The sequence below is a fragment of the Peristeroidobacter agariperforans genome, assembly GCF_004138335.1.
Classification (GTDB): domain Bacteria; phylum Pseudomonadota; class Gammaproteobacteria; order Steroidobacterales; family Steroidobacteraceae; genus Steroidobacter; species Steroidobacter agariperforans.
The window spans coordinates 498,832-525,417 of sequence record NZ_RYFW01000003.1; the positions used below are offsets into that span (position 1 = coordinate 498,832).

General features: G+C 61.7%; 19 protein-coding genes. 11 read left to right on the top strand and 8 right to left on the bottom strand.

What is annotated here, in order from left to right; translation table 11 throughout:
* Positions 1–87 precede the first annotated feature (87 nt).
* From EK373_RS24325 to EK373_RS24335, 3 genes are all read left to right on the top strand, one after another.
* A complete protein-coding gene (locus EK373_RS24325; RefSeq protein WP_129646825.1) occupies positions 88–1,746 on the top strand; it encodes a M28 family metallopeptidase in 1,659 nt (552 codons plus the stop codon).
* Positions 1,747–1,939: 193 nt separating this feature from the next.
* Positions 1,940–2,827 (top strand): hypothetical protein, encoded by an 888-nt coding sequence (locus tag EK373_RS24330; RefSeq protein ID WP_129646826.1) that lies wholly within the window; start codon positions 1,940–1,942, stop codon positions 2,825–2,827.
* A gap of 93 nt (positions 2,828–2,920) precedes the next feature.
* Positions 2,921–4,360, top strand: coding sequence for an FG-GAP repeat protein (locus EK373_RS24335; RefSeq protein WP_198683609.1), 1,440 nt, complete (start codon positions 2,921–2,923; stop codon positions 4,358–4,360).
* A gap of 5 nt (positions 4,361–4,365) precedes the next feature.
* On the opposite strand, the gene EK373_RS24340 is transcribed toward EK373_RS24335, so the two are convergent.
* The 4 genes from EK373_RS24340 to EK373_RS24355 all read right to left on the bottom strand — a co-directional run bounded on the left by EK373_RS24340 (position 4,366) and on the right by EK373_RS24355 (position 9,505).
* Complete coding sequence (locus tag EK373_RS24340) at positions 4,366–4,833, bottom strand: hypothetical protein (protein ID WP_157994517.1); 468 nt, start codon at positions 4,831–4,833, stop codon at positions 4,366–4,368.
* Positions 4,834–5,435: 602 nt separating this feature from the next.
* Complete coding sequence (locus EK373_RS24345; protein WP_157994518.1) at positions 5,436–6,476, bottom strand: DUF5924 family protein; 1,041 nt, start codon at positions 6,474–6,476, stop codon at positions 5,436–5,438.
* Positions 6,477–6,601: 125 nt separating this feature from the next.
* A complete protein-coding gene (locus EK373_RS24350; RefSeq protein WP_129646834.1) occupies positions 6,602–8,254 on the bottom strand; it encodes a methyl-accepting chemotaxis protein in 1,653 nt (550 codons plus the stop codon).
* Positions 8,255–8,395: 141 nt separating this feature from the next.
* Positions 8,396–9,505, bottom strand: a complete 1,110-nt coding sequence (locus EK373_RS24355) for a glycoside hydrolase family 43 protein (RefSeq protein WP_129646836.1) — start codon at positions 9,503–9,505, stop codon at positions 8,396–8,398.
* Positions 9,506–9,809: 304 nt separating this feature from the next.
* On the opposite strand from EK373_RS24355, the gene EK373_RS33165 reads away from it, so the two are divergent.
* The 5 genes from EK373_RS33165 (at position 9,810) to EK373_RS24385 (ending at position 20,698) form a co-directional block, all read left to right on the top strand.
* A complete protein-coding gene (locus tag EK373_RS33165) occupies positions 9,810–11,690 on the top strand; it encodes a cellulase family glycosylhydrolase (RefSeq protein WP_157994519.1) in 1,881 nt (626 codons plus the stop codon).
* A gap of 416 nt (positions 11,691–12,106) precedes the next feature.
* Positions 12,107–14,917, top strand: coding sequence for a TonB-dependent receptor (locus EK373_RS24370; RefSeq protein WP_157994520.1), 2,811 nt, complete (start codon positions 12,107–12,109; stop codon positions 14,915–14,917).
* A 1-nt stretch (position 14,918) separates the two neighbouring features.
* Positions 14,919–16,406, top strand: coding sequence for a tryptophan halogenase family protein (locus tag EK373_RS24375; RefSeq protein ID WP_129646839.1), 1,488 nt, complete (start codon positions 14,919–14,921; stop codon positions 16,404–16,406).
* A gap of 30 nt (positions 16,407–16,436) precedes the next feature.
* Entirely contained in the window at positions 16,437–18,758 is a 2,322-nt protein-coding gene (locus EK373_RS24380) for a glycoside hydrolase family 31 protein (protein WP_129646841.1), read from the top strand.
* A gap of 293 nt (positions 18,759–19,051) precedes the next feature.
* Positions 19,052–20,698 carry a hypothetical protein gene (locus EK373_RS24385; RefSeq protein WP_129646843.1) on the top strand — a complete coding sequence of 549 codons (1,647 nt, stop codon included), beginning with the start codon at positions 19,052–19,054 and terminating at the stop codon, positions 20,696–20,698.
* 1 nt (position 20,699) lies between these two features.
* Here EK373_RS24385 and EK373_RS24390 read toward each other — a convergent pair whose 3' ends face one another.
* The gene (locus EK373_RS24390; RefSeq protein ID WP_129646845.1) at positions 20,700–21,569 is read right to left on the bottom strand and encodes a helix-turn-helix transcriptional regulator; all 870 of its coding nucleotides are present in this window, start codon (positions 21,567–21,569) and stop codon (positions 20,700–20,702) included.
* 102 nt (positions 21,570–21,671) lie between these two features.
* Here EK373_RS24390 and EK373_RS33170 point away from each other — a divergent pair, with 102 nt between their 5' ends.
* Entirely contained in the window at positions 21,672–22,202 is a 531-nt protein-coding gene (locus EK373_RS33170; protein WP_269813727.1) for a cytochrome P460 family protein, read from the top strand.
* Positions 22,203–22,208: 6 nt separating this feature from the next.
* On the opposite strand, the gene EK373_RS24400 is transcribed toward EK373_RS33170, so the two are convergent.
* Entirely contained in the window at positions 22,209–24,008 is a 1,800-nt protein-coding gene (locus tag EK373_RS24400) for a sulfurtransferase (protein WP_129646847.1), read from the bottom strand.
* A 151-nt stretch (positions 24,009–24,159) separates the two neighbouring features.
* On the opposite strand from EK373_RS24400, the gene EK373_RS24405 reads away from it, so the two are divergent.
* Positions 24,160–24,819, top strand: coding sequence for a DUF6766 family protein (locus EK373_RS24405; protein ID WP_129646849.1), 660 nt, complete (start codon positions 24,160–24,162; stop codon positions 24,817–24,819).
* Between the two features lie 4 nt (positions 24,820–24,823).
* On the opposite strand, the gene EK373_RS24410 is transcribed toward EK373_RS24405, so the two are convergent.
* Entirely contained in the window at positions 24,824–25,132 is a 309-nt protein-coding gene (locus EK373_RS24410; RefSeq protein ID WP_129646851.1) for a YciI-like protein, read from the bottom strand.
* Between the two features lie 66 nt (positions 25,133–25,198).
* Here EK373_RS24410 and EK373_RS24415 point away from each other — a divergent pair, with 66 nt between their 5' ends.
* A complete protein-coding gene (locus tag EK373_RS24415; protein ID WP_129646853.1) occupies positions 25,199–25,810 on the top strand; it encodes a GyrI-like domain-containing protein in 612 nt (203 codons plus the stop codon).
* Positions 25,811–25,814: 4 nt separating this feature from the next.
* Here the strand turns inward: EK373_RS24415 and EK373_RS24420 are convergent, their stop codons facing one another.
* On the bottom strand, positions 25,815–26,528 hold the full coding sequence (locus EK373_RS24420; RefSeq protein WP_198683610.1) for a DUF4197 domain-containing protein: 714 nt from the start codon (positions 26,526–26,528) through the stop codon (positions 25,815–25,817).
* Positions 26,529–26,586: the final 58 nt, after the last annotated feature.

Here is a 26,586-nt window from a genome sequence, read left to right on the forward strand (position 1 = left end):
GGCATCAGATCATGATTTGTAACCGGCCGTGACCGAAATCAAACCTTTGTGGTTCCGACAACGGCGCCATCGCGTTAGGCTAGCTGCATGAAGACGCACCTCGCTTGCCTCGCGGCACTGATTGCCATCGCCTCATCCAGTGTTGCGAGTGCCGCTTCCGTAGACCCCAAGCGCCTGTCCGAAATCGTTCGCGTCCTCGCGTCCGACGAGTTCGAAGGGCGCGCGCCAGGAACGGCAGGCGAGACCAAGACCATCAAGTATCTTGTCGACACGTTTCGCGGCCTGGGCCTGGAGCCCGGTGGCGTCAACGGTTCCTGGACTCAGGGCGTGCCGCTGCTGCGAACTCAGGTCGAAACACCGCGCACCCTGCAGATGACGATTGACGGCAAGGTGCGGCCGCTGGTCCAGTCCAAGGACATCTATTTCAGCACCGTGCGGAATGCGCAGCAGGCGCTGGTCGAAGCTGCGCCGCTGGTGTTCGTAGGCTACGGCGTTACGGCGCCCGAGCGTCAATGGGATGACTATAAAGGCGTCGATCTGCGCGGCAAGGTCGCGGTGTACCTGATCAACGATCCGGATTTCTCGGCGCAGCCCGGCGAGCCCGTCGTCGGCAAATTCGGCTCGCGACGCATGACGTACTACGGCCGCTGGTCCTACAAGTACGAAGAAGCCGCGAGGCGGGGCGCGATCGCGGCGCTCATCGTCCACGACACTGAAGGCGCCGGCTACGGCTGGTCGACGGTGATCGCGCCGGGCGGGGAGAACTATGCCCTGGTGCACGCGGACGCTGCGAGAGCCCCGCCCACCCTGAAATTGCAGGGGTGGTTGGAAGGCGCTGCTGCTACCGATTTGTTTCGGAGTGCCGGGCTGGATCTGGCCGACCTGCGGCGGCAAGCGCGCAGGGCAGACTTCAAGCCAGTGTTGTTGAAGGGCGCGACATTCACCGCCGACGTGCCCGTGGCGACCGTCGTAAGCACCAGTAACAACGTGCTCGCGAAGATCACGGGTAGCGAGTATCCCGACGAGACGGTGATGATGTCCGGCCATTGGGACGCATACGGCCTCGGCGCGCCGGATGCGCAGGGACGAAAGGTTCGGCCGGGCGCCAATGACGATGCTCTTGGAATCGCCGGCGTGGTTGAGCTCGCACGTCTGTTCAAGGCCGGGCCTCGCCCGAAGCGCACGCTCGTGTTCGCGGCGTGGACGGCCGAAGAACGCGGTCTCATCGGTTCGCAGGCATACGCCTCGAATCCGGTGTATCCATTGTCGATGACCGTGGCGAATCTGACGCTCGATGTGCTCCAGACGGCAGGTTTGTCGCGCGACGTGCTACTGGTCGGCGCGGGGCAGAGCGATCTTGAAGACGATCTCGCGCGGGCCGCCAAGAAACAAGATCGAACGATCACACCGGAAACGTTGCCGGAGCGCGGTTTGTTTTATCGCGCCGATCACTTCTCATTGGCGCGACAGGGCGTGCCGGTGCTGTTGCTGATGGCGCTGAGCGGCGCGCCTGATCTGCGCGAGGGCGGCCGCCCAGCGGGTGAAAAGTGGCTGACGGACTACATGCGCTGCTATCACCAGACGTGCGACGCATGGGATGCAAACTGGGATCTGCGCGGCGCGGCTCAGGACGCGGAGTTGTTTCATATCATAGCCGGCGATCTCGCCAACTCCCGCCACTGGCCGCAGTGGCGAACGGAGTCTGAGTTCCACGCGATTCGTGAGCGTTCCAGAAAAGAGCGTTGAGCTCTGAAAATCTGCCGTAGAAAGAATTTAGCGTGTATCCACGGCGACAGTTTGCGTCTTGAGACAGATGGCGCGTAGGTTCCCCGCGCCAAATGATTAGCCGGACACGCGCGCACATTCCGAAAAAGAGTCTGCGTCGCCCGGTCTCAGCGGCATTAACAACGTCCAACCAAACTGATAGGGGACCTCGCCCATGTTCCGGATGCATGCACTCGCTGCAGCGGTATCGCTGTTGCTCGTTACTGTCGCGGGCAGCGCTGAAGCGGCCAATCCGCTCGGCATCGCCTTCAAATACGTCACCAACGTACCGTTGTACGGCAAGCCCACCGGCATGCTCATCGCCGGACGCTGCAATCACCAAGACCCCGCTTTTCAGACGGCCCGCCAGAAGGGCGCCGAAGTCCTCGCATATGTCAATCCTGTCGCGCGCCCGGATCATTTCGTGTGCGCGCTGGACACCAAGTTCTACATGAATGATATCGGCCAGGTGCCGCTGTGGCCGTATCCGACGTACGGCCAGCGCAGCCCGTGGCCGAACACCCGCATGACCGACATTCGTGCGGGCTCGGACTGGTCTGACTGGGTTGTGAAGTACGTCGAAGGTCTGATGCGAGAAGGCAAGGTCGACGGTGTGTTTCTGGATGCCGTCGGCATCCGGCCGTGGGCCAGCCTCGCCGAGTGGAATTCCTGGCCGCAGTCCGAAAAGAATGCGTTCGCGGCCGGCAATGTCGATCTGGTGCGTCGCCTCGATGCAAAACGTCGCGCGATCAAGCCGAGCTTCATCATCGTCGCAAACAACGTGTGGGAAGCCGGCACGATGAAGGCGCTCGAAGGCGAGCGTTATATCGATGGCGTTGCCCTCGAACATCCGAAGCCGCTCTCGCCTTGGCACGTGAATTACGCTGCCAGACCGTTTTCGAACCTCGGCCATCGGCGCGTGCTGGTGATTGCCAACACCAAGACGGATGCGCAGGCGTGGGCAAAAGTGAAGGGAGTGACTCACGTGTCGGATCAGACGTCCGCGCAGTACAAGAATCCGAATCCACCAGCCGTGGGGTTCCAGGCGTTGAACGATCGGTAGTGTCGGCGAGGAACTCACCTCCATGGTCAAACATTTCAAAGGCTACGGCCATGACGGCCGGCCGAAATGTCGACCATGGGGAGTGGGTTCATCGTGCGCACGAGAATTATCGGTGTCTGCCTGGCGAGCGTCGCGCTGACGATGGTGATGGGGACCGCTTCGGCGTCCCCGCTGAGCCGACCCACACCACGAGCGAGCCTGGCCGCGGCACCGTGGAATTCGACACCGGACATCATTACTTCCGAGTACGAGTATCACGAGCCCACGAATCAGTCCAAGAATCAGCAATACGGCGGACAGGTTGCGCTGAGTGGCGACGGTTCGACGCTCGCCGTCGCCGACGCTTGGTACTTCGGCGGCAGCGAGTGGCCTTGGTATGGCTCCGGCGCCGTCTACGTGTATCGACGCGTGAGCACCGGCTGGCAGTTGGAGGCCAAGCTCGAGCCACCTGCAGCGCGCGGCTATGACTTCTTCGGTTCCGATGTGGCGCTCAGCAATTCTGGCAACGTCCTCGTGGTCGGCGCTCAGTACGAGGGCTACGACGCGCCCAGTCAGGATGCGGGGCCAGGCTCGGCGTTCGTTTACAAACGTCGCAGTGGGGTCTGGACGCAAGAGAGCCTGTTGCGGGCCAGTCGTGCGCAGGATTCGTCGTCGTTTGGCAAGACTGTCGAGGTCAGCTCGGCGGGCGATGTGATCGCCGTAGGTGCGCCATACGAAGACGTCGATTCGGAAGGCGCGGCCCAAAGGGCTGCCGGTGCGGTGTATGTATTCAAGAAGCAAGCGGGCGCCTGGGCCGAGCAACAGGCAGTGACTGCTCCGGCTCCGCAGAGTGACGATTGGTTTGGCTGGGGCCTGCGTTTGAGCGAAGACGGCCGGACTCTGGCGGTGCTCGCGGCCGAGCAGAACGCAGACACGGAAGATTGGGAGAACGGCGGCTGGCCGAATCGCGCCAACACGGTGTATCTCTTCCAGCGAGGGAACGAGGGTGCATGGAATGTTTCCGCCCAGTTCGAAGGCTCGGCGAGCGAGCCGCACTTCGGCGGCACTGCTTACGAACCCGAAGGGCAGGCCGAAGGTTTCGACTTGAGCGCGGACGGCCGCACGCTCGCGATCGGATCGCCATTCGCCGCCGCGTCGGACGGCGCCGCTGGTGTCATTAGAATGTATCGACGAGCGACGAACCAATGGCTGCCCACGAATACCGTGCTCACGCCGGCACTTCCAGATCGTCGCTCGTTTGGCTCTCGTGTGACGCTGAGCGCGCACGGTAAAACTTTGGTGGCATTCGCGGATCGTGACGATGGCGCTTACGGCCAACCCTATGTCGTCGCGTTCGATCAGCGGCAGAACACCTGGCAGCAGACCGGCCTCTTTGAATCGCCCGCGGCTGTTCCCGTTGCCACCGGCTTTGCGAATTCACTCACGCTGTCGTGGAGCGGCTGCTTCTTCGCACTGGGTGCGAGGACGTACTCCACCGAGACCTCGACCTGGGGCGCCGCGTTCAACTATAGGCGGCAGGCAAGCGCGCAGTAGCGAGACTATCGAGCATCTCTCCTGGCATCCTGCTCGAGCTTTCTTGCCCCGGCGAGAATGCCTGTCATCGCATAGTTTCCTTCATGACAGGCGAACTCCAGGATGCGGTCGCGAGGCGCCGCGCGCTTTAGCGTGCGCTCGCCGGTGAACGGGCGGGTATATGCAATTGGGTCGAGGACCGCGAAGCTATAGAGGATTTCGTCGGGTCCGGTCCGTGTGAAGCGCTCGGTCAGCTCGAAATGCTGCGACATCGGCAAGATCGCCGCATACGACTGCTCCGGCCGGAAGTTGATGGTGTGGACGACGAGGGTGTCGTCTTCGAACCAGCCGATCGACTCGCCCATCCAGGTTGGCCAATCGCGTTTCGAATGTCTGGCGTTCAGAGGAACGATGCGCGCGTCGTGGAACATTTCCGTGTGCAGCACGACGTGGTGCTCAGTCTGCACGATCTGCATCAGTGCGCTCCAGGGCATGGGAAAGATGGACGGCACCGGCAGAGGCTGCAGGCAGCGGGTGGGTGTATCGAGCGTCTCGGGGCCGTCCGCCTTTTGTATGTTCCTGGCCGCGAGACTGGCATGGTAGTCGACGAACTCTTGCCGGCGCGGGATGCGGCCGTCTTCAGGGGGTCGACGATGATGGCAGTCCGATACTCACCATTGACCCGCGTGAGCTCGTGGCGTCGCTCCATCGCCATCTCATCGGCCTCTTCGCCGACGTGCCCGCCAATCGCCGGCGCGTTCCGAGAAAGATCGATGGGCGCGTCCTTTCGCAGATTTGCGTGACGAGCCTTTGTTTCCAGCTCTGCTGCTTCCGCGTCCGTGTAAGCACGTTTAGTTCCTAGTGCGGCGGGGCGCTCCCAAGGAGTCCTGGTGCCGAAATCCCAAGTACCCTGAAGATCCGGCTGGCCGAAGATCTGCGCCGTTGGGGTGGTGAACAACAGGACGAATGACCCGAGTGTCACGATCCATGACCGTTCCTTGCGCTGGTGCATACTGATCCCCGCCGATAAGGACGTAGCCCTTGGGACGTGACCGGGCGGGCAGAAGGTTGCGCCCGAGAGAACCAAAGCGGTTCTTCAGTCTTTCACCGTGAAGCGCATTCGCCTCAGCAGCTGGCCTTGCGGGGTTCGCACGTCGACGATCCAGCGGCCGGGGGCATTGGCGGGGAAGATCTCTTTGCGGGAATAGGTGCGCCAGCCGCTATCGTTGCCGCCTTGGATTTCCGAGGTGATGCGTTCGATCTCGCCGGCGTGCCGCCACTCGAAGATGATGGATTGAGCGACACCGCTCGGTGCGCGAATGGCGGCGAAAGCGACCACGCCGGCGCTGAGCTCCGCTGTCGTCAGCGTGCGCACAGGCGGGCCGGGTGTTCGTTCGACGATGGATTGGGTGATGACCGCTTGCGTCACTGCCAGCCCGGCCGGCGGGACATGGGCTCGCAATACCCACACCAGCAACGGCGCGAGTAGCGAGCAGGCGACCCAGATCAGTTTGTGCCGGGTCGAACGCAGGGAGCGCAGCGACATTGGCGCCGTCAACAACAACCAGACACCGACGGCGCCGAGCGAGAACGGCAGTGCCTCTTCGAGCGACAGATGCACGACCATAGGCACGACGACGACCGCTGCAATCAAGCTGCAATAAGCGTGAAACAGCAGACGCGTTGCGGCGCGGGCGGCGATCCAGCGCTCATACAAAGGATCGATAGCGGTGAGCAGGGCGGCGCCACCAGCAATCGAGATGAAAGCGATCTGGCCCAGGTCCTGCTGTAACGAGCCGAATAGAAACGGCAGCGAAAAGAACAGCACTTCCTGCTGCAATGACTGGGTCAGGAAGTTCGATACGAACTTGCCGATGCCCGAGCGGCGTCGCTCCAGAAAACGTCGCACCAACGGCTCGATGAGCAGCCACAGCCAGCCCGCTAGGGCGGCAATGGCGATGATGCGCGCCAGGTCTGCGCCGCGCTTGACCATCACGAAGCCGATCACGCCCGACACGAAGCTGATTGCGGGAATCAGCCAGGGCACGCGCTCGAGAAAGCGGGCGAGGCGAGTCAATCTGCGCGACGGCCCGATCTCGCCGGGCTGTGTTTCTGAAACCGTCGTCGGTATCTCCATCGTGAGCGGCGCTGACTCGTCGCCCGAGGGCGACATCCAAAGAAGGTGATGACGCCGTCACGATATCGAATGCGCCGCGCGCCGGGAAGGGCGGCGGCGTAGATGCTTTTTACATGGAGCTGCGCTTACGCCACGCGTCGAACTTGTCGCTCATCGGCGAAGTGCTTTTCACCGCGCGCCGAAGCCGATCGAGCGGGAGCGGGCGCATTGGTGTGCGTCTGCTGCATCGAGAAGGCAGAGATTGCGGACAACATCTGGGTCGATTGTTCCTGCAGTGTTTGAGCCGTCTCTATGAGCTGCTGCGCCATGTGCGCGTCCTGCTGAGTGATGTTGTCCATCTGCGTGACAGCCTTGTTGATCTGCTCGATGCCGGCGGCTTGCTCGCGGGTCGCCGCTTCGATCTCTTTGATCACGCCGGTCACCTGGTGCACGGAGTCGACGACTTTGGACATGGCCTGCTCGGCCTGGCTCGCAAGATCGGCGCCGCGACTCACCGTGTGCGCCGAGGCCTGGATCAGATCCTTCACTTCCTTGGCCGCCGCAGCGGAACGCTGCGCGAGGCTGCGCACTTCCTGGGCGACCACCGCGAAGCCGCGACCTTGATCGCCCGCTCGGGCCGCTTCGACAGCGGCGTTGAGCGCGAGCAGATTGGTCTGGAAGGCGATGCCGTCGATGATGCCGACGATCTCTCCGATGCGGGTGGAGGAACCGGAGATCTCAGTCATCGTCGTGAACAACTGGCCCACTACGTCGCGACCATGAGTGGTCACGTCAGAAGACTGCGTCGCCAGCGCGACCGCCTCATGCGCGCTGTCGCGATTGCGCGTGACAGTTGCGGTCAGCTCTTCGAGCGACGCGGCGGTCTCTTCGAGGCTGGCCGCATGTTCGCCCGTGCGATTGGAAAGCTCGGTGTTGGACTCCACGACCTGCACGACACCGGATTGGACGCTGGCGGCCGCAGCCATGTTGTCTTTCAACACGCCGTCCAGCTTCACGCGCACCTGCTCGAGCGTCCTCGCAACCGAGACGATGCAGGACACACCGTTCGCCGGAATGGGCGTGTGCGTATCGCCGCTGAGGAGATCGAAGGTCACGCGCTGCAGTTTGATCAGCGGCTGCACTACATTCGATTGAATGTAGAACATGTTGGCGAGCGCGATGGCGGCGGCGAGCAAGGTCAGGTTGGTCCTCCAACCGAAACCGACGGTGGCCGCGCCGACCACGCCCATCGTGAGCAGCATCGCACTCAGAAGGCCGACGACTGCCCAGGTGCCGGTGCGCAGCGAAGGATTCATGGCGCGCTTCAGCGCGCCGAACCAAGACCTGTCGTACACACGACCTTCGCGGATGCACAGACCGCCCGCACGACCCTCGCGGATCGCGGCATAGACGCGCTCTGCTTCGTGAATTTCATCGCGCGTCGGTTTGACGCGGACCGACATGTAGCCAACGATCTGGCCGCGACCGTCGACCATCGGTGTGACATTGGCACGTACCCAATAGAAGCCGCCGTTCTTACGTCGGTTCTTCACCAGGCCGGTCCACGACCTGCCTGCGCGAATGGTTCGCCACAGATCGGCGAACGCTTCTCTGGGCATGTCGGGATGGCGAACGATGTTCTGCGGCCTGCCCAGGCATTCTTCGAGCGAGAACTCGCTGCTCGTCAGGAAGGCCGGGTTAGCATAGGTTATATAGCTGGAAGGGTCGGTGTGCGTGATGATGACTTCGCCATCGGGGAGCACATATTCCGCGTCGGTAACTCGACTACTCGTTCTCATGACCGCTTCTTCCGTTGCTTAACACTGTCCTCGGTTGTTACGACTGCACGCAGTGCAGACATGAGGAACTGCAACGGATTTCAGGGCCCGCCTGATCGGGAAAACCGCTACGGGGTAGGGGAATCCGTAGCGGTTCGAGTCCTACTCGTGCACGAACGGATCGATCGTCTTGATCGTGCCGTCGGGGTTGTGGAACAGCTCGGTGACTTTCACATTGCGCAGACGTGTCTGGCCCGACAGCTGCGAATCGGCATAGAACAACCACCAGCGGCCATCCCATTCGACGATCGAATGATGCGTGGTCCAGCCTTCGACCGGTTCGAGGATGCGGCCGGCGTACTTGAACGGGCCGTAGGGCGAGTCGCCGATCGCATAGACGATGTAGTGCGTGTCGCCGGTCGAGTAGCTGAAATAGTACTTGCCGTTGTACTTGTGCAGCCACGAAGCTTCGAAGAAGCGGCGGTCGTGATCGCCGCCCAGCAGCGGCTTGTCGTTCTCATCGAGGATGACCACGTCGCGCGGCTTCTCGGCGAACTCGAGCATGTCGTCGGTGAGCATCGCGACCTTCGCGGTCAGTGCGGGCTGATCGTCCGCCTGAAGATCGGTCTTGGAGCCGTTCGGATCGTAAGTGCCCGTGGTGTTCCGCTGCAGCTGACCGCCCCAGATGCCGCCGAAGTACATATAAGTGCGGCCGTCGGCATCGGTGAACACTGCCGGGTCGATCGAGAAGCTGCCCTTGATCGGCTCGGGCCGCGGCTCGAACGGACCGGTCGGCGACTTGGACGTCGCGACGCCGATGCGGAACGCGCCCTGTTTGTCCTTGGCGGGGAAGTACAGGAAGTAAGTGTCGCCCTTGCGCGCAGCGTCCGGCGCCCACATCTGCTTCTCGGCCCAAGGCACCTGGCCCACGTCGAGGGCAACCGGGTGCACCGTGACCGGTCCACCGATCTTGTCCATGCTCAGGATGCGATAGTCACGCATCTCGAAGTGTGCACCCAGATCGTCTTCCGGCGTCGTGCCGTCGATGTCGTGACTTGGATAAACATAAATCTTGCCGTCCCAGATGTGCGCCGAAGGATCGGCGGTATAGATCTCGGACACCAGCGGCTGCGACAGATATTGACGCGCGGCCTTGGCCGCCGGCGGTTGATCCGCACTGGCGCCCTCGGCGGCGGGTTGATCTTTGGAGGAGCATGCGGCGAGCACGACGAGCACGGAGCATGCGAGAAGACGCAGCGGCGGACGATTCATGGGTTCCCCTGATCGAGATCGGTTCGGCGCCGAAAGGTAGCACCATTTCGACCCGACTGGTAGCGGTATCAGAAATGTCCCGAGCGCCGCCGCTAACGCCAGAAAAGCACAACGATTCTTGTTGAGGCTGTCCCCGCCGCGCCTTTGGAAATGGCTCGGGAGACAGCGCGTGAGCGAAGAAAACCCTGTTGACAACGATGGCCAATGAGGTTCACGGTGGCGCCCGTCGACGGAACGAGCAACGTAGCTCGCCGTGGCGTGGTCAACGACGCGCGGCGGACGACATCATCCTCAGGGGGTACACATGAACGGATTCAAGTGGTCTCCGCTGCGACGGAACGTGGTTCTCTGGGCAGCGCTGTTACTCGCACCTCTGGCGGCGTGGTCGCAGACCTTGCCGACGGCAACGCAGGTCGCCGCACAGATTCAACTCGGTTGGAATCTCGGCAACACACTCGAAGCCCAATGCGGCGAGACGGCGTGGGGCAATCCCGCTGTCACTCAGGCGTTCATCAACTCGGTGAAGGCTGCGGGTTTCAACTCGATACGCATTCCAGCGGCGTGGGACTGTCACGCCAATCAATCGACGATGACGATCGATGCGACCTGGATGGCTCGCGTCAAACAAATCGTGGACTATGCGCACGGCCAGGGCATGTACGTCATCCTGAACATTCACTGGGATGGCGGCTGGCTCGAGGAACATCCGCTGTACTCGTATCAGACCGCGGTCAATCAGAAACAAAACGCCTACTGGACGCAGATCGCAACCACGTTCCGCAACTACGACGAGCGTCTGTTGTTTGCGGGAACCAATGAAGTGCACGCCGACTACGGCACGCCGACCACCGAACACATCACCGTCCAGCAGTCGTACAACCAGACTTTTGTAAACGCCGTGCGTGCCACCGGTGGCAATAACTCGTCGCGCACCCTGGTCGTGCAGACCTACAACACCAACGCCTGGCACGGACTGAACTATTTCACGATGCCGACCGATACGATCGCCAATCGGCTGATCGTCGAGATTCACCACTACGACCCTTACGATTTCACGCTGAACCCGAGCGGCAGTTGTTTGTATTGGGGCGCGCCGTATCCGTCGCAGGGTGCGTGCACGTGGGCGCAAGAGGCTTATCACGACGACCTGTTTGCCCAGGTGAGGAACAAATGGGTCAATCAGAACGTGCCGGTGATCATCGGCGAGTACGGGGTGGCCACCCGCGCGAATCTCAGCTTGCCGGCGCGGCAGTACTACCTCGAGTACGTCAATCGAGCCGCCGCCGCGAATGGCCTCAAGACCTACTATTGGGACAACGGTGTGCAGCCGAGCCAGACGAACGGCTTCGCGATCTTCGATCGCAACAGCGGCAGCGTGATCGATCAGGGCGTGCTGGATGCGATCAAGCGCGGCGCCGGCATCGGGACTCCGACGAACTACACGCTGACTGTCACGAAGGCGGGCGCCGGCAGTGGCACAGTCACATCGTCACCCTCGGGAATCAATTGCGGCGGGACTTGCAGTTCCAGCTATTCCAGCGGTACGTCCGTGACGTTGACGGCGACCGCCGCAAGCGGCTCGTCTTTCGCAGGCTGGAGTGGGGCGTGTTCAGGTACCGGCACGTGCATGGTATCCATGAGCGCGGCGCGTTCAGTCACGGCGACTTTCAACAGCACGGCCACGACGTTTTCACTCGGCGTCACGAAGATGGGCACCGGCAGTGGCACCGTGACGTCTGCGCCTTCTGGAATCAACTGCGGCAGTACCTGCACCGCGAACTACGCGGGCGGAACATCCGTGACGCTCACGGCGACCGCAGCCAGTGGCTCAACTTTCGGCGGCTGGAGCGGTGCGTGCACGGGGACGGGCACGTGCACGGTCTCGATGACTGCAGCACGCAATGTCACTGCGACATTCAATACGAGCGGCACGGGCGGCACATGTTCCAATCCCATCTCGTTCACCAACAACACCGGTAACTTCAACACCACGGGCGCGGTTTGCTATCGAACCAGCCAAACCATCAACGGCTGGGGTTGTTCCAATTTCGACGGGCGCACGTTGACGGTCGGCGGGCAAGCCAGAACCTGCGGCCAGCTGCCGCTGACCCGGTCGGCCGACGGTTATTACTACTTCTCAGTGACTGGCGGCACCTTTCCCTGGGCGAGCATCTACGCCTGGTAGCCGTGCCGCGAGGAATGTCGAGCGAACGACATGGATCTGTATTGGGTGTCCGTCCCACAAATTACACGGCTGCAGTGCAGGTCCAAGGTTCGCTCGATATTTCTTTGTCGAGCGATAGACATTTGTCCGAGTTAAAGCGTATGATCATTAGTGAACAATATTTCATTGCCGATCCGGGCTGCAGCCACGGGTCGAGGATGTGAGTGGGGGACGGTGACGAACGCGTGAAATATGCGCGGCGTCGCGCATGGCAATCCCTCAGTGAATGGCACGACGGGTCAAACAATGGGGGATACGTTGTTATGGCTGAGGTGAGTTCATATCGGGCGGGGCACGGATCGTCCGTCGCCAGCGCCGTACGCCGGGCGCTGCAACTGCGGAGCGCGGTTTCGACAGCGCCGGCTCTGGCAATAGCGATGGCATTGTCGGCGTCGCCGGCGCAATCGCAGAATGCCTCGGGATCCTCGTCCCAAGTCGAGGAGGTCGTCGTTACTGGCATTCGCGAGCAACTGAAATCATCACAGGCGCGCAAGGCCGACGCCGAAGAAATTCTCGACTCCATCACGGCTACCGACATCGGCGCGTTGCCCGATCGCAGCGTCACCGAGGTTCTGCAGCGAATTCCCGGTCTCGCGATCGGCCGCATTCCGGAAGCGCGCGACGCTGACCGCATCGCCGTCGAAGGCGCGGGTGTGACGATTCGCGGTTTGACCTGGGTGCGCAGCGAGCTGAACGGACGTTCGGCCTTCTCCGCGAAGGAGAGCCGCGCCTTGGGCTTCGAAGATATTCCGCCCGAGCTGATGGCCGCCATCGACGTTTATAAGAACCCTTCGGCGGCGATGGTCGAAGGCGGACTGTCGGGGGTCGTGGATCTGCGCACCCGCATGCCGTTCGATAGCCCTGATCGAGTCCTTGCCGCATCGGCGGAATATGCGGTCGGCGACCTGGCGAACAAAGAGCGTCCTTCGGGTTCGTTCCTGTACAGCGATCGCTGGAACACGGGCATCGGCGAGCTGGGCTTCCTGGTCTCGACCAGCGCCTCGCAACTCACCACGCAGACTCATACGCTGCACATCGACAAGTACTATCGGCGCAACAACTTGCCCGGCTACGAAGGCCAGGATGTCCTCGCGCCGGGCGGCGTCGGCTGGCGTGAGTTGACCGTGGATCGCGACCGCATCGGCGGCTCGCTGGCCCTGCAATGGCGACCGAACGACAGAGTGGACGTGTCGTTGCAATATTTCATGGCCGACGCGACCTTCGAGCAGAACGAGAACGCGTTGTGGACCGAGCAGGGCAATAGCCTGACCGGCAGCAACCTGCAGGTCTCGAACGGCTATTTGGTGGCAGGACAGATCGACAACAGGTACTTCGCCGGTTCCGCTCGATATAACGAGCGCGAAAGCGAGAACCATGATGTCTCCCTGCACGTGACCTGGCGTGCAGCCGATCAATGGCGTTTCGACGTGGACGTGCAGCGCGCGTTCGCCGACGCGGACATCATGGATCTGACGCTGGGCTCGCCCACGTTGGAGCAGACCGATCCAACTACGCTGGGCTTCGATCTGCGCTTGAACGGCAGCAGCGAGCCGCGCATCGCACTGCGACCGAACAGCGTGATGACCGATCCCGATCAGCACTACTATGGCTGGGCGATGGATCACTACGAGGAGAACGAGGCCGACGCCTGGGCCTATCGCGCCGACGGCGAGTACACGTTCGACAACAGCGATTGGCTGGATCGAATCCGCTTCGGCATCCGTCACGAGGACTACAGTTCGACGTCCCGGGAAACGGGCTATCGCTGGGGAGGGGTCGCTCAGACCTGGGGCGGCGGAGCCACGACGTTTGGCCAAGCGAGCGTGCCTCTAACCCAACAGGTATTCTCGGATTGGTTCCACGGCGGGCGGGCGCCGAGCGCTTATGTGTTTCCGAGCGCCTCGGCGTTCAATAGTCGGGCCGCGTTTGAAAGCACCATCCAGAGCGTCAAAACCTTTGATGCGAACACTGGTTGGACGCCCTGGAACGGCGACTATGCCGACAGCACGCCCGGCAACGATGGCTTGGGGGTCAATACCCAGAATCAAAAGTCCTGGGCCGGTTACGTGGCCGCGCATTTCGAGAAGAACAGCTTCGACGGCAATGTCGGCGTGCGCGTGGTGCGAACGGAAAATCTTGGCGCCGGCTTGCTCACCTTCAGCGGAGCGGACGTGGTCGGCGCGCCGGACGAGCTGGCTTTCGCCAATGGCGCCTCCTACGAGCAAACGGACGAGAACACCTATACCGACGTTCTGCCCAGTCTAAATCTGCGCTACAAAGTCCGGGACGACGTGTTCCTGCGACTCGCGGTAGCTCGCTCGCTGGCGCGACCTGATTTTCCGCTGTTGCTGCCAGCGATCAACATCACGGCGAGGCTCGGCTTGATGGCGAATGGCGTCTGCAACGAATTGCCTGAAAACGCCGAGCGCGGCACTTGCGTGTTCCAGTACAACGGCTTCGCGGGCAACCCCGATCTGGAGCCGATGCGCTCGTGGCAATACGACGTGGCGGCGGAGTGGTATATCAATCCCACCAACTCGTTGACCGGCGCGATCTTCTACAAGCAGCTCGAAGGGTTCATGGAAACGTCGTTGAACTCTTCGGTGGAGTACACCAACAACGGTCAGACGCGCACGGTCCGCGTCCTGCGGCCGGAGAACCAAGGCAATGGTTACGTGCAGGGCTTCGAGGTCGCTTACAACAGCTTCTTCGATTTCCTGCCCGGGTTCTGGAAGAACTTCGGAGCGCGGGCGGCGTTCACGTATGTCGAGAGCGGCGGCACGCGCAACATAGCGGCGAATCCGTACGATCAGAACCAGCGCGACAACGCGGCTCTGGACGACTATCCGCTGGAGGGATTGAGCAAGACCAGCTACAACGCCGAGCTGTACTACAGCACCCAACGCTTCGAGGCGCGTCTGGCGTACAACTGGCGCGAACAGTATGTGCTCACGATGGCCGCCGCCAATCTGAACATTCCAGCCTGGGTCGACGACTACGGTCAGCTCGACGGCTCGGTGACCTGGAACGTTTCGCAGAAGCTCAAAGTGGGCCTGCAGGCGGTCAACCTGACGGATGCGCCATACCGCGTTCTGGTCGACAACTTCGTGGATAACACCGGGCTCACCTATCACAACTGGGTGAGCGCGGACCGGCGCTACAACGTGTTCGTAAGGGCCAGCTTCTGACATGCATTTCGTGATCGTCGGCGGCGGCTCGGCCGGTTGGATGGCCGCCGCCGCGCTCGCGCACGCGCTCAAGGGCGCACATCCGATCAGCCTGGTCGAGTCGGAGGAGATCGGCACGGTCGGCGTCGGTGAGGCGACGATTCCGCCGCTGCAGTTCTTCAACAAGGTGTTGGGGATCAATGAACGTGAGTTCGTGCGCGCCACGCAGGCCACTTTCAAGCTGGGCATTCAGTTCCGGAACTGGGGCGACGCCGGCCAGCGCTACTTTCACCAGTTCGGCGAGTTCGGCGCGAACATCGATGGTATTTCGTTTCATCAGTTCTGGTTGCGGCTGAACGCTCACGGACATCCGCATCCGCTCAGTGACTACGCGCCGGCGGCGATCGCGGCGGCGCAGGAACGGTTCCTGCCGCCGTTCCCCACGATGTCGAAGGACATTCCGCAACTGGCGTATGCCTATCACTTCGATGCCGGGCTCTACGCTCGCTATCTGCGGAGCTACGCGGAACAGCGGGGCGTCGAGCGTCATGAAGGGCGCATCGTGCACGTCGACCGTGACGGTGAGCGGGGATCTATCAAGGGATTGCGGCTCCAGGACGACCGCACCGTCACCGGCGATTTCTTTCTCGATTGTTCCGGCTTTCAAGGACTGCTGATCGAGCGGACGCTGGGTACGGGCTTCGAAGACTGGTCGCACTGGCTGCCGTGCAATCGCGCGCTCGCCGTGCCTTGCGAGAGAAACAATGAAGACTTCGCGCCGTACACGCGCTCGACGGCGCATCACGCCGGCTGGCAGTGGCGCATTCCACTTCAGCATCGAACCGGCAACGGGCACGTCTACTGTTCGAACTACATCAACGACGATGAGGCCGCGCGCATCCTGCTCGACAACCTGGATGCCAAGCCTCTGGCCGAGCCGCGGTTACTGCGTTTCACTACTGGACGACGCAAGAAATTCTGGAATGGCAACTGCGTGGCGTTGGGATTGGCGGGCGGTTTCATGGAGCCGCTCGAATCGACCAGCCTGCACCTCGTGCAGGCGGCGGTGTTTCGGTTCCTGTCGTTGATACCGCTGTCCGTATCAGTCGATCCTGCCGCGGAGGAGGAGTTCAATCGTCTCAGCATCGTGGAGTACGAGCAGATCCGCGACTTCATCCTCCTGCACTACGTGGCCAATCGTCGCGACGAGCCGTTCTGGCGCGACTGCCAGCACATGTCGATTCCGGACTCTCTGGCGCACCGGCTGGAGCTGTTTCGTTCGCGAGGCAAGGTCGCCCGGCATGACGGGCAGCTGTTCGCGGACGCCAGCTGGGTCGCCGTCATGTTGGGACAAAGCGTTCAGCCGCAACGGTGGGATCCGCTGGCCGACATCATCCCGCTCGCCGAGTTGCAACAGAAAGCAGAAGGGTTACGAAGTAAACTACACGCCGCCGTTGCACGTATGCCGAGCCATCAGCAGTTCATCGAGAGCAACTGCAAGGCCGCCTGATCCGAATTTGCCTATCGAGAGACCAATCGCATGATTCCAATGAATCGCGCGGCGCTGACCGCGCTGGCGTTGATGTGTTCGAGCGTCGTTTCGGCCGAGCCCCTGGGGCTGCTCGATCGCAACGGCAGTTTTGTCGCGATCGAGCCCTATGCGCCGAATGTCGTGCGGGTCACGCTGAGCCTGGAGAAAGAGCGGGCGGTCGCGCCGCCAGGCTATGGGTTCGTTGCCAATCCGGATGCTCAGGGTTGGAAGCACGCGGTCGCAGCGTCGGGCGATGTTTACTCATCGCCGGTGCTGTCCCTGGAAGTGAAAGCTCAGCCGCACCCCGGGCCGCCGAATCAGATGCAACGCTACTTCGCTCCATCGCTGCCGCCCGTTTCGCTCACAGTGCGCAAGCCGAGCGGCGAGACCATCGTTGAGATGAGTGGCTGGGAGCTGTCGCCGCACACCGTGAACGGCGAGAAAACATTTCGCGTCGGTGCGAGCTTTCCCGCGCCCCCCGATGAGCACTACTATGGCCTGGGTCAGAACCAGGAAGGCATTCTCGACCACCGCGGTCGCACGATCGATTGCAAACACAACTACGATGCGCCGGCCGGCGAGACGGTCTGCGTGCCGTTCCTGGTGACGAACAAGGGCTACGGCATACTCTGGGACAATCCTTCGAGCACCGTGATCTCGCCTGGATTGCAGGGGCGCACCAGCTGGCAGTCCAGAGTGGGTGAGCGCGTCTCCTATTTCGTGATCGCGGGCGAGACGGCGGATGAGATCTATGCCGGTTATCGCAGGCTGACGGGCGTCACGCCGCTGCCGCCGAAAGCGGCGTTCGGTTATATCCAGAGCAAAGCGCGTTACGAGAATCAGCAGCAAGTGCTCGACGTGGCCGCCGGTTATCGCAAGCGCGGCTATCCGCTCGACATCATGGTCGTCGACTGGTTCTACTGGACTCGCATGGGCCAGCTCGACATCAATCCGGTCGATTTTCCCTCGCCGGCGGCGATGAACAAGACGCTCAACGAACAAGGCGTGCGCTCGATGATCAGCGTCTGGCCGCGCTTCGAGCTCGAGTCGCGCTACTTCGATCTGTTGGCGTCGAAAGGCTATTTGTTGAAACATGCGGACGGCCGGCCGGTCGATGGCCTGCCGGTGCGCAACGATCGCGCCGGCGCCTTGCTCGACAGCACCAATCCCGAGGCGCGCGAGTGGTTCTGGAGCAAGATCCGGGACAACATCGCCTCGCAGGGATTCGATTGGTTCTGGCTGGATGAGACCGAGCCCGACCTGGTGCCCGACGGCTACTTCTACAGCATCGGGTCGGGGGATCGGTATCACAATCTGTATCCGCTGGTTCATACGCAAGGCGTCGCTGAAGGCTCGCGGCGAGATCGCCCGAACAAGCGCAACTTGATCCTGGCGCGCGCGGCGTACATCGGGGCGCAACGCTACGGAAATTTGTTCTGGTCGTCCGATATCCACCCGACCTGGGAAGCCTTGCAGCAGCAGGTGACGACGGGCTTGAACTTCACCGCGACCGGACTCGCCTATTGGGGAAACGATATCGGCGGGTGGCAGTGGCACACGCCGCATCACCGCTCCGGGCAGAAGCCACTGGTCGACCCGTCTGACGCGCGCAACGTCGTTGGCAACTACGACGACTATCCAGAGCTGGCGGTGCGTTGGTATCAATACGGAACATTCCTGCCCACCATGCGCGCTCACGGCCTGCGCAAAGAAGCTGAGGTCTGGTCTTATGGCAAGGAGGCCGAAGCCATCATCAGCCGGTATTTGAAGCTGCGCTACACGCTGATGCCTTACCTGTATTCGCTCGGCAAGCGAACCTACGACACGGGTGCGCCGTTCATGCGCGCACTGTTCATGGATTTCCCCAACGATCCGAAGGTCTTCAACATCGGCGATCAATATATGTTCGGCCCCGCGTTCCTGGTGGCGCCCGTGACCGAGCAGGGCAAACAGAGCCGCGAGGTGTACCTGCCTGCGGGTAGCGATTGGTACAACTACTGGACCAACGAGAAGTTGACGGGTGGGCAGACGGTGACGGTCGCTGCACCCGTCGATGTGATTCCGCTGTTCGTGCGCGCCGGCTCCATCGTTCCGATGGGCGTCGATATTCCGAGTACGGCGACCGCGCAGGCGCTCAAGGAGATTCGTGTCTATCCCGGCAAGGACGCCGAGTTCACGCTCTATGACGACGATGGCGTGTCATACGAATATGAGAAAGGCGTCGGACGGACGACACGATTGAAGTGGGATAACCAAGCGGGGCAACTCTCTGCTGCGGGTGACAAAGCAATCAGTCGTTCGATTCGAGACCTGACACGGATCGTTCGCTGAGCCGCGCTCAAAACAAACAACTGGAACGCCGGGCGGCTGCGTTGCCTGTCGCGACACGCCATTCAACAACTCCAACGAATCGCATGTTGCCATGCGATTCGTTGTTGATCGCGCAGCGCGATCAACTGTGCTCGTGCAAGTCTCACCGACACGCGTTTGACCCTGCCAGAATAGATAGAACGAGCAGTGGTCATGCGCCGAGAGTGCGCTATGCTGCCCACTCGCCACGCGCAAGCGCAGAAGCGCAATCTCACATCGACGACGACCGCATGGAGGCGTGGGGAGCAACAACAGTGAACGACCGAGGTGCGCCGACCCTGGAGACCGCGCAGCTTACGGCGCCCGAGACTGGGCTGGGCAAGTTGCGAAGTGTGGTCGGGGAAGTGTGGCTTGCGCTCGGTGGCGGCGCCTTCGGTCGACGCGTTCTGTGGGGCGCCACTGCCGTGCTCGCCTTGATGATCATAGCCGGCGCGATCGCCTACCTCGTCGGCTCGGATCGTCGCGACATCAAGGAAATGCTCGACGACGGGCAATATGCAGAGAGCGCCGCGGCCGCCAATCGTTATCTCGAACAAAAGCCCGACGACGCGGAAGCCAGCGCCTGGGCGGAAGAAGCGCTGACCAAGGCCATCGTGCCGACATGGTTGGGCCTTATCGAGAACGCTCGTTACGCCGAGGCGGCTCGCTTCCTGGCAGCGCAGCGCGAAGCGCACCCGTTCATTCCTCGTGCGGTGCAAATGATCGACACGCTCGCCTGGGCCGGGAGAATGGAGTCGCACATTGCGTCTCGCGGCGGTACCGCCGGTCCCCTGGTCATGTTCCGAGACGAAGAGCCGATACGCTCATTGGTAGAAGAGTGGAGTGCGGACAGTTTCCGGCATCAGTTGATCGTGGATCAGATCGCGAGCCGCGCTCCGCAGTTCGAACCATTCCACTCGCGGATCTTCAGCAGCCTGACGAGTCTGCGCAGCGACAACGCGCTATATCTGGAGGCCATCGATAAATTGAAGGCGGCGATTCAGTTGGCCTTGAACCGTGGCGAGCGCCAGAGCATCGACAAGTTGGTCAACGAGTTCGCGTCTCGTTATCCGCGTGTGTCTGGCGTCGAGGCTCTGCGCGAGGACCTGGTGCGCTTCGACAGGCTGAATCAACTCGTTCAACGCAAGGAGCTGTTTCAGCTTGCACAGCTCAATCAATCCGACGAATTCCGCACACCGATCTTTGCCGAGTACGTCGATGCATGGCTGGCGAAAACGCTGCCGCCGCCCGACGTCATTGCCAAACATGCCAAAGCGTCCGAGGCGTGGCGTGCGGGAAATCATGAAGAGGCGATTGCTACTCTGCAGTCTGTACGGGACGCTCCGTGGGGCGGAGTCGCGACGCGCCAGATCGAGCGCTACCAGAAAATCGGCGCTGAATACGACGCTTTGCTGACGACCAAGGGCAACGATGGGTACTCGGACCGCTTGTTGACGCTGTGGTCCTCGCTGCGCCCGGAAGAGGACAGTCATCTGATTCAGGCGCTGGAGCCAGACTTCGTCGCTCACAAAGAACAGCTGTTGCCGCGAATGGATCAATCGTTGGCTCGCGTGCGCACTTATTGGAGCGAGTACCAAAGCGACGGAGGCATTCCCGGGGTGATTCGTGTGGAGGAGCGCATCTCGACGCGGTTTTCGGGCCAGGCGAAACGTCTCTCCAGCGCGTACCGGGAAATCAGCGGCGGCGCGCGCACCTATCAACTCCTGCAGGTCACGCCGCCGCCCGAGTGGCAGTCGCTCCAGCGGGAAGTCGTCGAAGAGGTGCAGCGCCAGCGACGTTGGCTGCAGGATCTGAACGTCGTGCTGGAGCCGGCGCTGCTGCACGCGAAGCTGGAGCTGCTGCCGGAACTCCCGGAGCAATCGCTATGGGTACAGTCCACTAACGATCAAAAAAGGGACTGAATCATCGCAGTCGCTCACACTGACAGCGCAGTTTTGCCGGCGACCAGTGAGTCGCTCGAATGAAATCGCGCGTCATGTGACTCTGGTCGGCAAAGCCATTGTCGTGGGCGATGGCAGCTAATGACTCCCGGCTCTCGAGTAACCGGCGGGCCGTGCGCTGTAGCCGGAGCTCTCGCAAGTATTGTGAAACCGACATGCCCTTGTAGTGCTTGAACGCTCTCGACAGATGCACCGGATGCAGATCCAGATCGGCGGCGATCGCGCGCAGCGATTGATGTGCAGGGTCGGCGTGAAGCATGTCGATCGCACGCTGCAGCCACGACGGAGGATCTCGTCGCCCTACGCGGCGTGATTCGTCGGCGTACTCTGCCACCAGTTCGTTTACTAACGACTCAGCAACGCTCTGCCATCCGGGCTGCTTTTCGCACAGTTCCTTGAGCAACCGCAAAGCGACGCGAGACATCGGCCGATCGTCAAACGCGCGCCGTTGCAAACGAACTCCAGAATCAGCCAGCGCATCGCAATACGCTGGGGCGATATCTACGCAAAGGAATACCGAGCCGTCGGGTCCGATCTCGTCGCGATGTTCTGCCTGCGCCGGGCGCAGGACCATGGAGAGGGGGCGCGCATCCCAATGTTCCTGTCCAAACCATTCTCGATAGTGGCCGCTGATCAGCATCGAGAAGAATGCGTTCGCATGGGCGTGCATGGGCACGGTGCGCGAATTCGTATGAGTCACCGCGCTGACAGTGAAGTCGCCCGAGCGAAGCTGCAGGCGAGTTGCGCCAAAGAAAGTGCCGGCGGCCATCAGGCCGTCGGGCCGGCCGATGTTGTGTTTTTTCAATACGCGTCCGGCGTCTCGAGGCAGCATGGATCGGTTCCCATCCCCTGGAATTCAAAGGATAGTCCGATGCGCAGATCGATGCATGTCCTGCTGGCGATTTTAGCCATTGGCGCTGCCGTTCCCGTGACGATGGCATTGCGGTCGGCGCCAGCCGCGCCGGCGCAGCCAGCCAAGGCAAAACTGGTAGGGGCGAAGTTTTCCGCCGACGGCAAATTACTGCGGCCGGTGGATTATCGGAGTTGGCGATTCGTGAGCGCTGGTCTAGGGATGAGCTACGGCCCGGCCGCTCAGGCTGCCGCTCTGACCGGCCATGTCATGTTCGACAATGTTTTCGTTCAGCCGGAGGCGTACGAAGCATTTCTACGCGACCGCGTTTGGCCCGAGGGCACGATGTTCGTCCTGGAGTTGCGCGGCAGCGAGACGCAGCGGGCGCCCAACAATAGAGGGTATCTGCAGACGGATCTCCACGGCATCGAAGTGTCCGTGAAAGACTCGGCCCGCTTCAAGAATCGATGGGCCTATTTCGATTTCGGCATGGACGCCGCAAGCGCTACGCCGATGCCGGAGTCGGCGTGCTTCGCTTGTCACAAAGCGCACGCCGCGGTCGACATGACGTTTGTTCAGTTCTATCCGACGTTACAGAAGCGGGCGGCGCACTGATCCCGCTCAGCTTTTATCATCTTCAGCCCAGGCGGGCGGGGGCGCCCTGAACGTCATGGGCTGACGGGTCACGGGATGGCGGAACGTGAGCTCGAACGCGTGCAGACACAGCGGCGGCGCGTCGATGCTCAGAGTCTGGGTTTCGCCCACTTCGCTGCCGGCGAGGTAAGCCGGATCGCCGCAGACCGGCCAGCCGAGATGGGCGATGTGAATTCGAATTTGATTGGTGCGACCGGTGCGAGGCCGAGCCTCGAGCAGGGCCGTGCCGTCGTTGAAGCGGCGCAGGACGCGGAAATCGGTATGCGCCGGCAAGCCCGCGACCGGGTCGACGCTGCGCGAGCCAAGCTTTCCGGGTTCTCTGCTGATCGGCATCTCGCAAGCGAACTCATCCGCTTCGGGATGACCGTTGACACGAACCAGGTAAACCTTCTCGACCTGCATCTGCGCGAACTGATCCTGCACACGCCCGGCGAAATGGCGAGTGCGAGTCAGCACCTGGATGCCGGTGGTGTTGGCGTCGAGCCGGTGCGCAGGCCGCAGCTTCTGCGGCGAGTAGACGTCGAAGAGCAGCCATTGCAGCGTATTGCGATAGAAGCGGCCGCCGGAGTGAACAGGCAGCGGTGCGGGCTTGTTCACGACGACGATCGCTTCGTCCTCATGAAGAATGCGCACATCCATATTCACCGCCGGCTCGATGACGGCGGGCAGCCGGTGTAGATAGCGCTCTCCGGACTTCACTCGATGCGTAGCAGCGACGGGCTCATGATCCGCCGTGAGCACCAAGCCGTCCGCACACTTCTGTTCCCAGACGTCGATCGGAATGTGCCGTACGACTCGGTGCAGCGCCTCGACAATCGTCTGGCCATCGCAATCCACCGGCACGTTCACCGGTTTGAAGTGGTCGTAGGGCTGGCTGCCGGGCAGGGGCTGCGTGAGCTTGCGAATGGCTTCGTGGCGCCGCTCGATGTTCGATGTCATCTGCTCGGCCGGGGTCTTGTAGCAGTACTGGCAGGACTTGCCCGGCACATAATGAGGATGGGCCTGCTCGGCCGGCGTGAGCGGCGACTGGCAATGGAAACATTGCGTCGAATGGGTCTCGCCCAGTTTCGGATCGAGGCCGACCCGCTGATCGAACACGAAACACTCGCCGTCGTAATGTTCGCCGCCGACCTCCTCGAAATATTTCAGGATGCCGCCATCGAGCTGCAGGATGTGCTTAAAGCCGGCTTGTTCCATGTACGGCCCCGCCTTCTCGCAGCGGATGCCGCCGGTGCAGAACATCACCACCGTCTGCTCTTTGAGCTCCTCGGGCAGCTTGGCGACGGCTTCGGGGAAATCGCGGAAGTGGTCGATGCCGATGGGCAGCGCGTTCTTGAACGTGCCCAGCTTGATCTCGTAATCGTTGCGCGTATCGAGCAGCGTGAGTGGGCGGCCTTCGTCCAGCCACTGCTTCAACTGCGCGGCAGCGAGCTTTGGCGACGTGCGCTGCGCCGGATCGATGCCGGGCACACCGAAGGCGATGATCTCCTGCTTGATCCGCACCAGCATGCGATTGAACGGCTGGTGATCGGTACGGCTGATTTTCGGCTGCAGATCCGCCAGCCCCGGCCAACTGCGCAACTCGGCCAGCAGCCTGTCGATCTGCGGCCCGACGCCGGCCACGAACAGGTTGATGCCTTCGGGGCTGAGCAGAATGCTGCCTTTGAGATCCGCCTCTTTGCACAGGTCCTGCAAGCGCGTGCGCAGGCCCTTCAAGCCTGCGAGCGGCAGGAACTTGTAGGCGGCGATGTTGACGACGGGTTCCATGGAGGCCGCGCATCTTATAGAGGGGGCTGGGATGCCGCAAACCCTGGCGAGCCGACCGCTAGAGCCGCGTCCCGCTTGCTTTTTCCGCTTGCGGGGATCCTGGCTCGGCCTACGAGAATTCAATGGGTACCCGCGACGATGGAGGATCCTGATGAAACGACTATGGCGCGATAACGGGCTTTCCCTGGTGCTGTTCGCGCTATTTCTGCTCTTTTGGGCGGGCCAGGCCTGGACCGGCTGGCTCAATGAAGTCGAAGAGCAACGCGACCATGGCGCAACGCCACCGAGCTTCGTCGAATATTTGGGCAGCGGCAGTTTCGTGGAGGCGACCGCCGAGAACTGGGAGAGCGAGTTCCTGCAGATGTTCGGTTACGTACTATTTACAGTATTTCTTTACCAGCGCGGCTCGGCCGAATCGAAGTCGCCCGACAAGCCCGAAGAAGTGGATCGCGATCCGCGGCTCAACCGCAGCAAGGATTCACCCGGTCCGGTGAAAACCGGAGGCTGGCGGCTGCGACTTTATGAGAACTCGCTGAGCCTGGCGTTTCTTGCGCTGTTCCTGGTGTCGTTCATATCCCACGCCATGGGTGGAACAGCGGCATTCAACGAAGAACAGCGTCTGCACGGCGGCGCGGAGATCTCAGTATGGGAGTTCTTCGGCCACACGCGCTTCTGGTTCCAGTCGTTCCAGAACTGGCAAAGCGAGTTTCTGGCGATCTGGTCCATGGTGGTGTTCAGTATATTTCTGCGGCAGCGGGGCTCGCCGGAGTCCAAGCCCGTCGATAGTCCGCACAGTCAGACGGGCGAGTGACGCTTCAGCCGGTCGGCGGCACTGGATGCGCAGCCATCTCGCCGACCACGGTTGACCATTCGCGCACGTACCAATGAGTCACCAGTCCGTTCTGGACGTACGGATCCGATTTCGCGAAGTTTTCTGCGACATCCCGGGACTCTCCGCGAAACAGAATCACCGCGCCGTCGGTCGGATCGGCCAGGGCTCCGCCCAGGATCATCTCGTGCCGGCCGATCGACTCCCACGCCTTTGTCAAATGGGCTTGCCGGAACTGCGCCCGCTTTTCCACATAGTCCGCGCCAACTTCGTAGAACAGCAGAAAGTGTTTCATCGTCTGTCTCCGCAGTGTGGATGGGGAACTGTGGCACGAATGAGGCGGCGTGGATACAGTCCGGCCATGAACAAGATCGACTACAAGAAAGAGCTCAAGCATCTGTACGCCGCGTCGGCCAAGCAGCCGGCGCTGGTCGATGTCCCCACGCTGCGTTATCTGCGGATCGATGGCGCCGGCGATCCGAATACGGCGAGCGCGTATCGGGAGGCGGTGGAGTCGCTCTTCAGTCTGGCGTACACGATCAAGTTCGCGATCAAAAAGGGCGAGGCGGCGATCGACTATGCAGTCATGCCGCTGGAGGGTCTGTGGTGGATGGATGACATGACACAGTTCAGCGTTGCGCGTAAGGATGAGTGGCAGTGGACGCTGATGATCATGCAGCCGCCGCTCGTGACCGAGCCGCTGGTCGAGTCGTGCAGAGCGGGGCTGGCTCGAAAGAAAGCGCTACCGGCGCTCGCCAAAGTGGAGTTCGCTGGCTTCGAAGAAGGCAAGGCTGCGCAGATCCTGCACATCGGCCCGTTCAGCGAAGAAGGGCCGACGATCGCAAAGCTGCACCGCTTTATCGAAGCCCAAGGACTGAAGCTCGCCGGCAAGCATCACGAGATCTACCTGAACGACATCCGCCGGGCTGCGCCGGATAAATGGAAGACCATCATCCGACAGCCCGCGCAATAGCAGCTCAACGAGCAAACACAGCGGCGATTACGCTGCTGCCGCGGCCGACAGGATCCTTGCGAATGGCCTTTTCTTCCTCGCCGACTTGCGTGAACAGCGCGTTGAGGCTTTGAGTGAGCACGTGCTGTTCCAGGTCCAGGTCCGGCTTGTTGGTCAGCGGCAATTGTTTGTAGGCGCTGAGCAGCTGCTGGTACTGGTTGTAGAAGCCGATCTGCCGCAGATTGCTTTGGATGATCGGCAGATACTTCTGTCGCAGCTCCGCTTCGGTGTGCTGGCGGAAGTAGGCGGTTGCGGCCGTGTCGTTGCCACGCACGATGCCCATCGCATCCGTCAGCGTCATGCTTCGCACCGCGCTGATGAAAATCCCTTTGGCTTCGACGGCGGCACGCTCGGCGCCCTGGTTCATCAGCTTCTCGATCTGATCGACCTGACCGCCCAGCCCGAACTGTCGCAGCCGCGAGGCGATCGGCTGCACGGGTTCCGGCAATTTGATGCGGTAGAGGGAGCTGTTCTGATATCCGCCGGCCTTGGACAGCAGATCCGCCGCTCGGGTACTGCTCAGCTCCAGCGACTCTTTTACCGCGCGCGACAAGGCGGACTGATTGGAATTACCGGCGGTACCCACACCGCTCGACTGCAGAACCTGCGACATCTCCGCGCACGCGCCCAAACACAAGGTCATGGCAAGCGCCAGTCCCGCAACCAATATTCTCATCATCTCGGTTCCTGCACACGCACTGGGAAGCCGGATTGTAGCCGGTGCCCTGGTGCCGAGC

Bases quoted from the DNA above. Each gene is read 5' to 3' on its own strand.
- EK373_RS24325 (WP_129646825.1), top strand. From the start codon at position 88: ATGAAGACGCACCTCGCTTGCCTCGCGGCACTGATTGCCATCGCCTCA.
- EK373_RS24330 (WP_129646826.1), top strand. From the start codon at position 1,940: ATGTTCCGGATGCATGCACTCGCTGCAGCGGTATCGCTGTTGCTCGTT.
- EK373_RS24340 (WP_157994517.1), bottom strand. From the start codon at position 4,833: ATGCCCTGGAGCGCACTGATGCAGATCGTGCAGACTGAGCACCACGTC.
- EK373_RS24345 (WP_157994518.1), bottom strand. From the start codon at position 6,476: ATGGAGATACCGACGACGGTTTCAGAAACACAGCCCGGCGAGATCGGG.
- EK373_RS24350 (WP_129646834.1), bottom strand. From the start codon at position 8,254: ATGAGAACGAGTAGTCGAGTTACCGACGCGGAATATGTGCTCCCCGAT.
- EK373_RS24355 (WP_129646836.1), bottom strand. From the start codon at position 9,505: ATGAATCGTCCGCCGCTGCGTCTTCTCGCATGCTCCGTGCTCGTCGTG.
- EK373_RS33165 (WP_157994519.1), top strand. From the start codon at position 9,810: ATGAACGGATTCAAGTGGTCTCCGCTGCGACGGAACGTGGTTCTCTGG.
- EK373_RS24370 (WP_157994520.1), top strand. From the start codon at position 12,107: ATGGCATTGTCGGCGTCGCCGGCGCAATCGCAGAATGCCTCGGGATCC.
- EK373_RS24375 (WP_129646839.1), top strand. From the start codon at position 14,919: ATGCATTTCGTGATCGTCGGCGGCGGCTCGGCCGGTTGGATGGCCGCC.
- EK373_RS24380 (WP_129646841.1), top strand. From the start codon at position 16,437: ATGATTCCAATGAATCGCGCGGCGCTGACCGCGCTGGCGTTGATGTGT.
- EK373_RS24390 (WP_129646845.1), bottom strand. From the start codon at position 21,569: ATGCTGCCTCGAGACGCCGGACGCGTATTGAAAAAACACAACATCGGC.
- EK373_RS33170 (WP_269813727.1), top strand. From the start codon at position 21,672: ATGGCATTGCGGTCGGCGCCAGCCGCGCCGGCGCAGCCAGCCAAGGCA.
- EK373_RS24400 (WP_129646847.1), bottom strand. From the start codon at position 24,008: ATGGAACCCGTCGTCAACATCGCCGCCTACAAGTTCCTGCCGCTCGCA.
- EK373_RS24405 (WP_129646849.1), top strand. From the start codon at position 24,160: ATGAAACGACTATGGCGCGATAACGGGCTTTCCCTGGTGCTGTTCGCG.
- EK373_RS24410 (WP_129646851.1), bottom strand. From the start codon at position 25,132: ATGAAACACTTTCTGCTGTTCTACGAAGTTGGCGCGGACTATGTGGAA.
- EK373_RS24415 (WP_129646853.1), top strand. From the start codon at position 25,199: ATGAACAAGATCGACTACAAGAAAGAGCTCAAGCATCTGTACGCCGCG.
- EK373_RS24420 (WP_198683610.1), bottom strand. From the start codon at position 26,528: ATGATGAGAATATTGGTTGCGGGACTGGCGCTTGCCATGACCTTGTGT.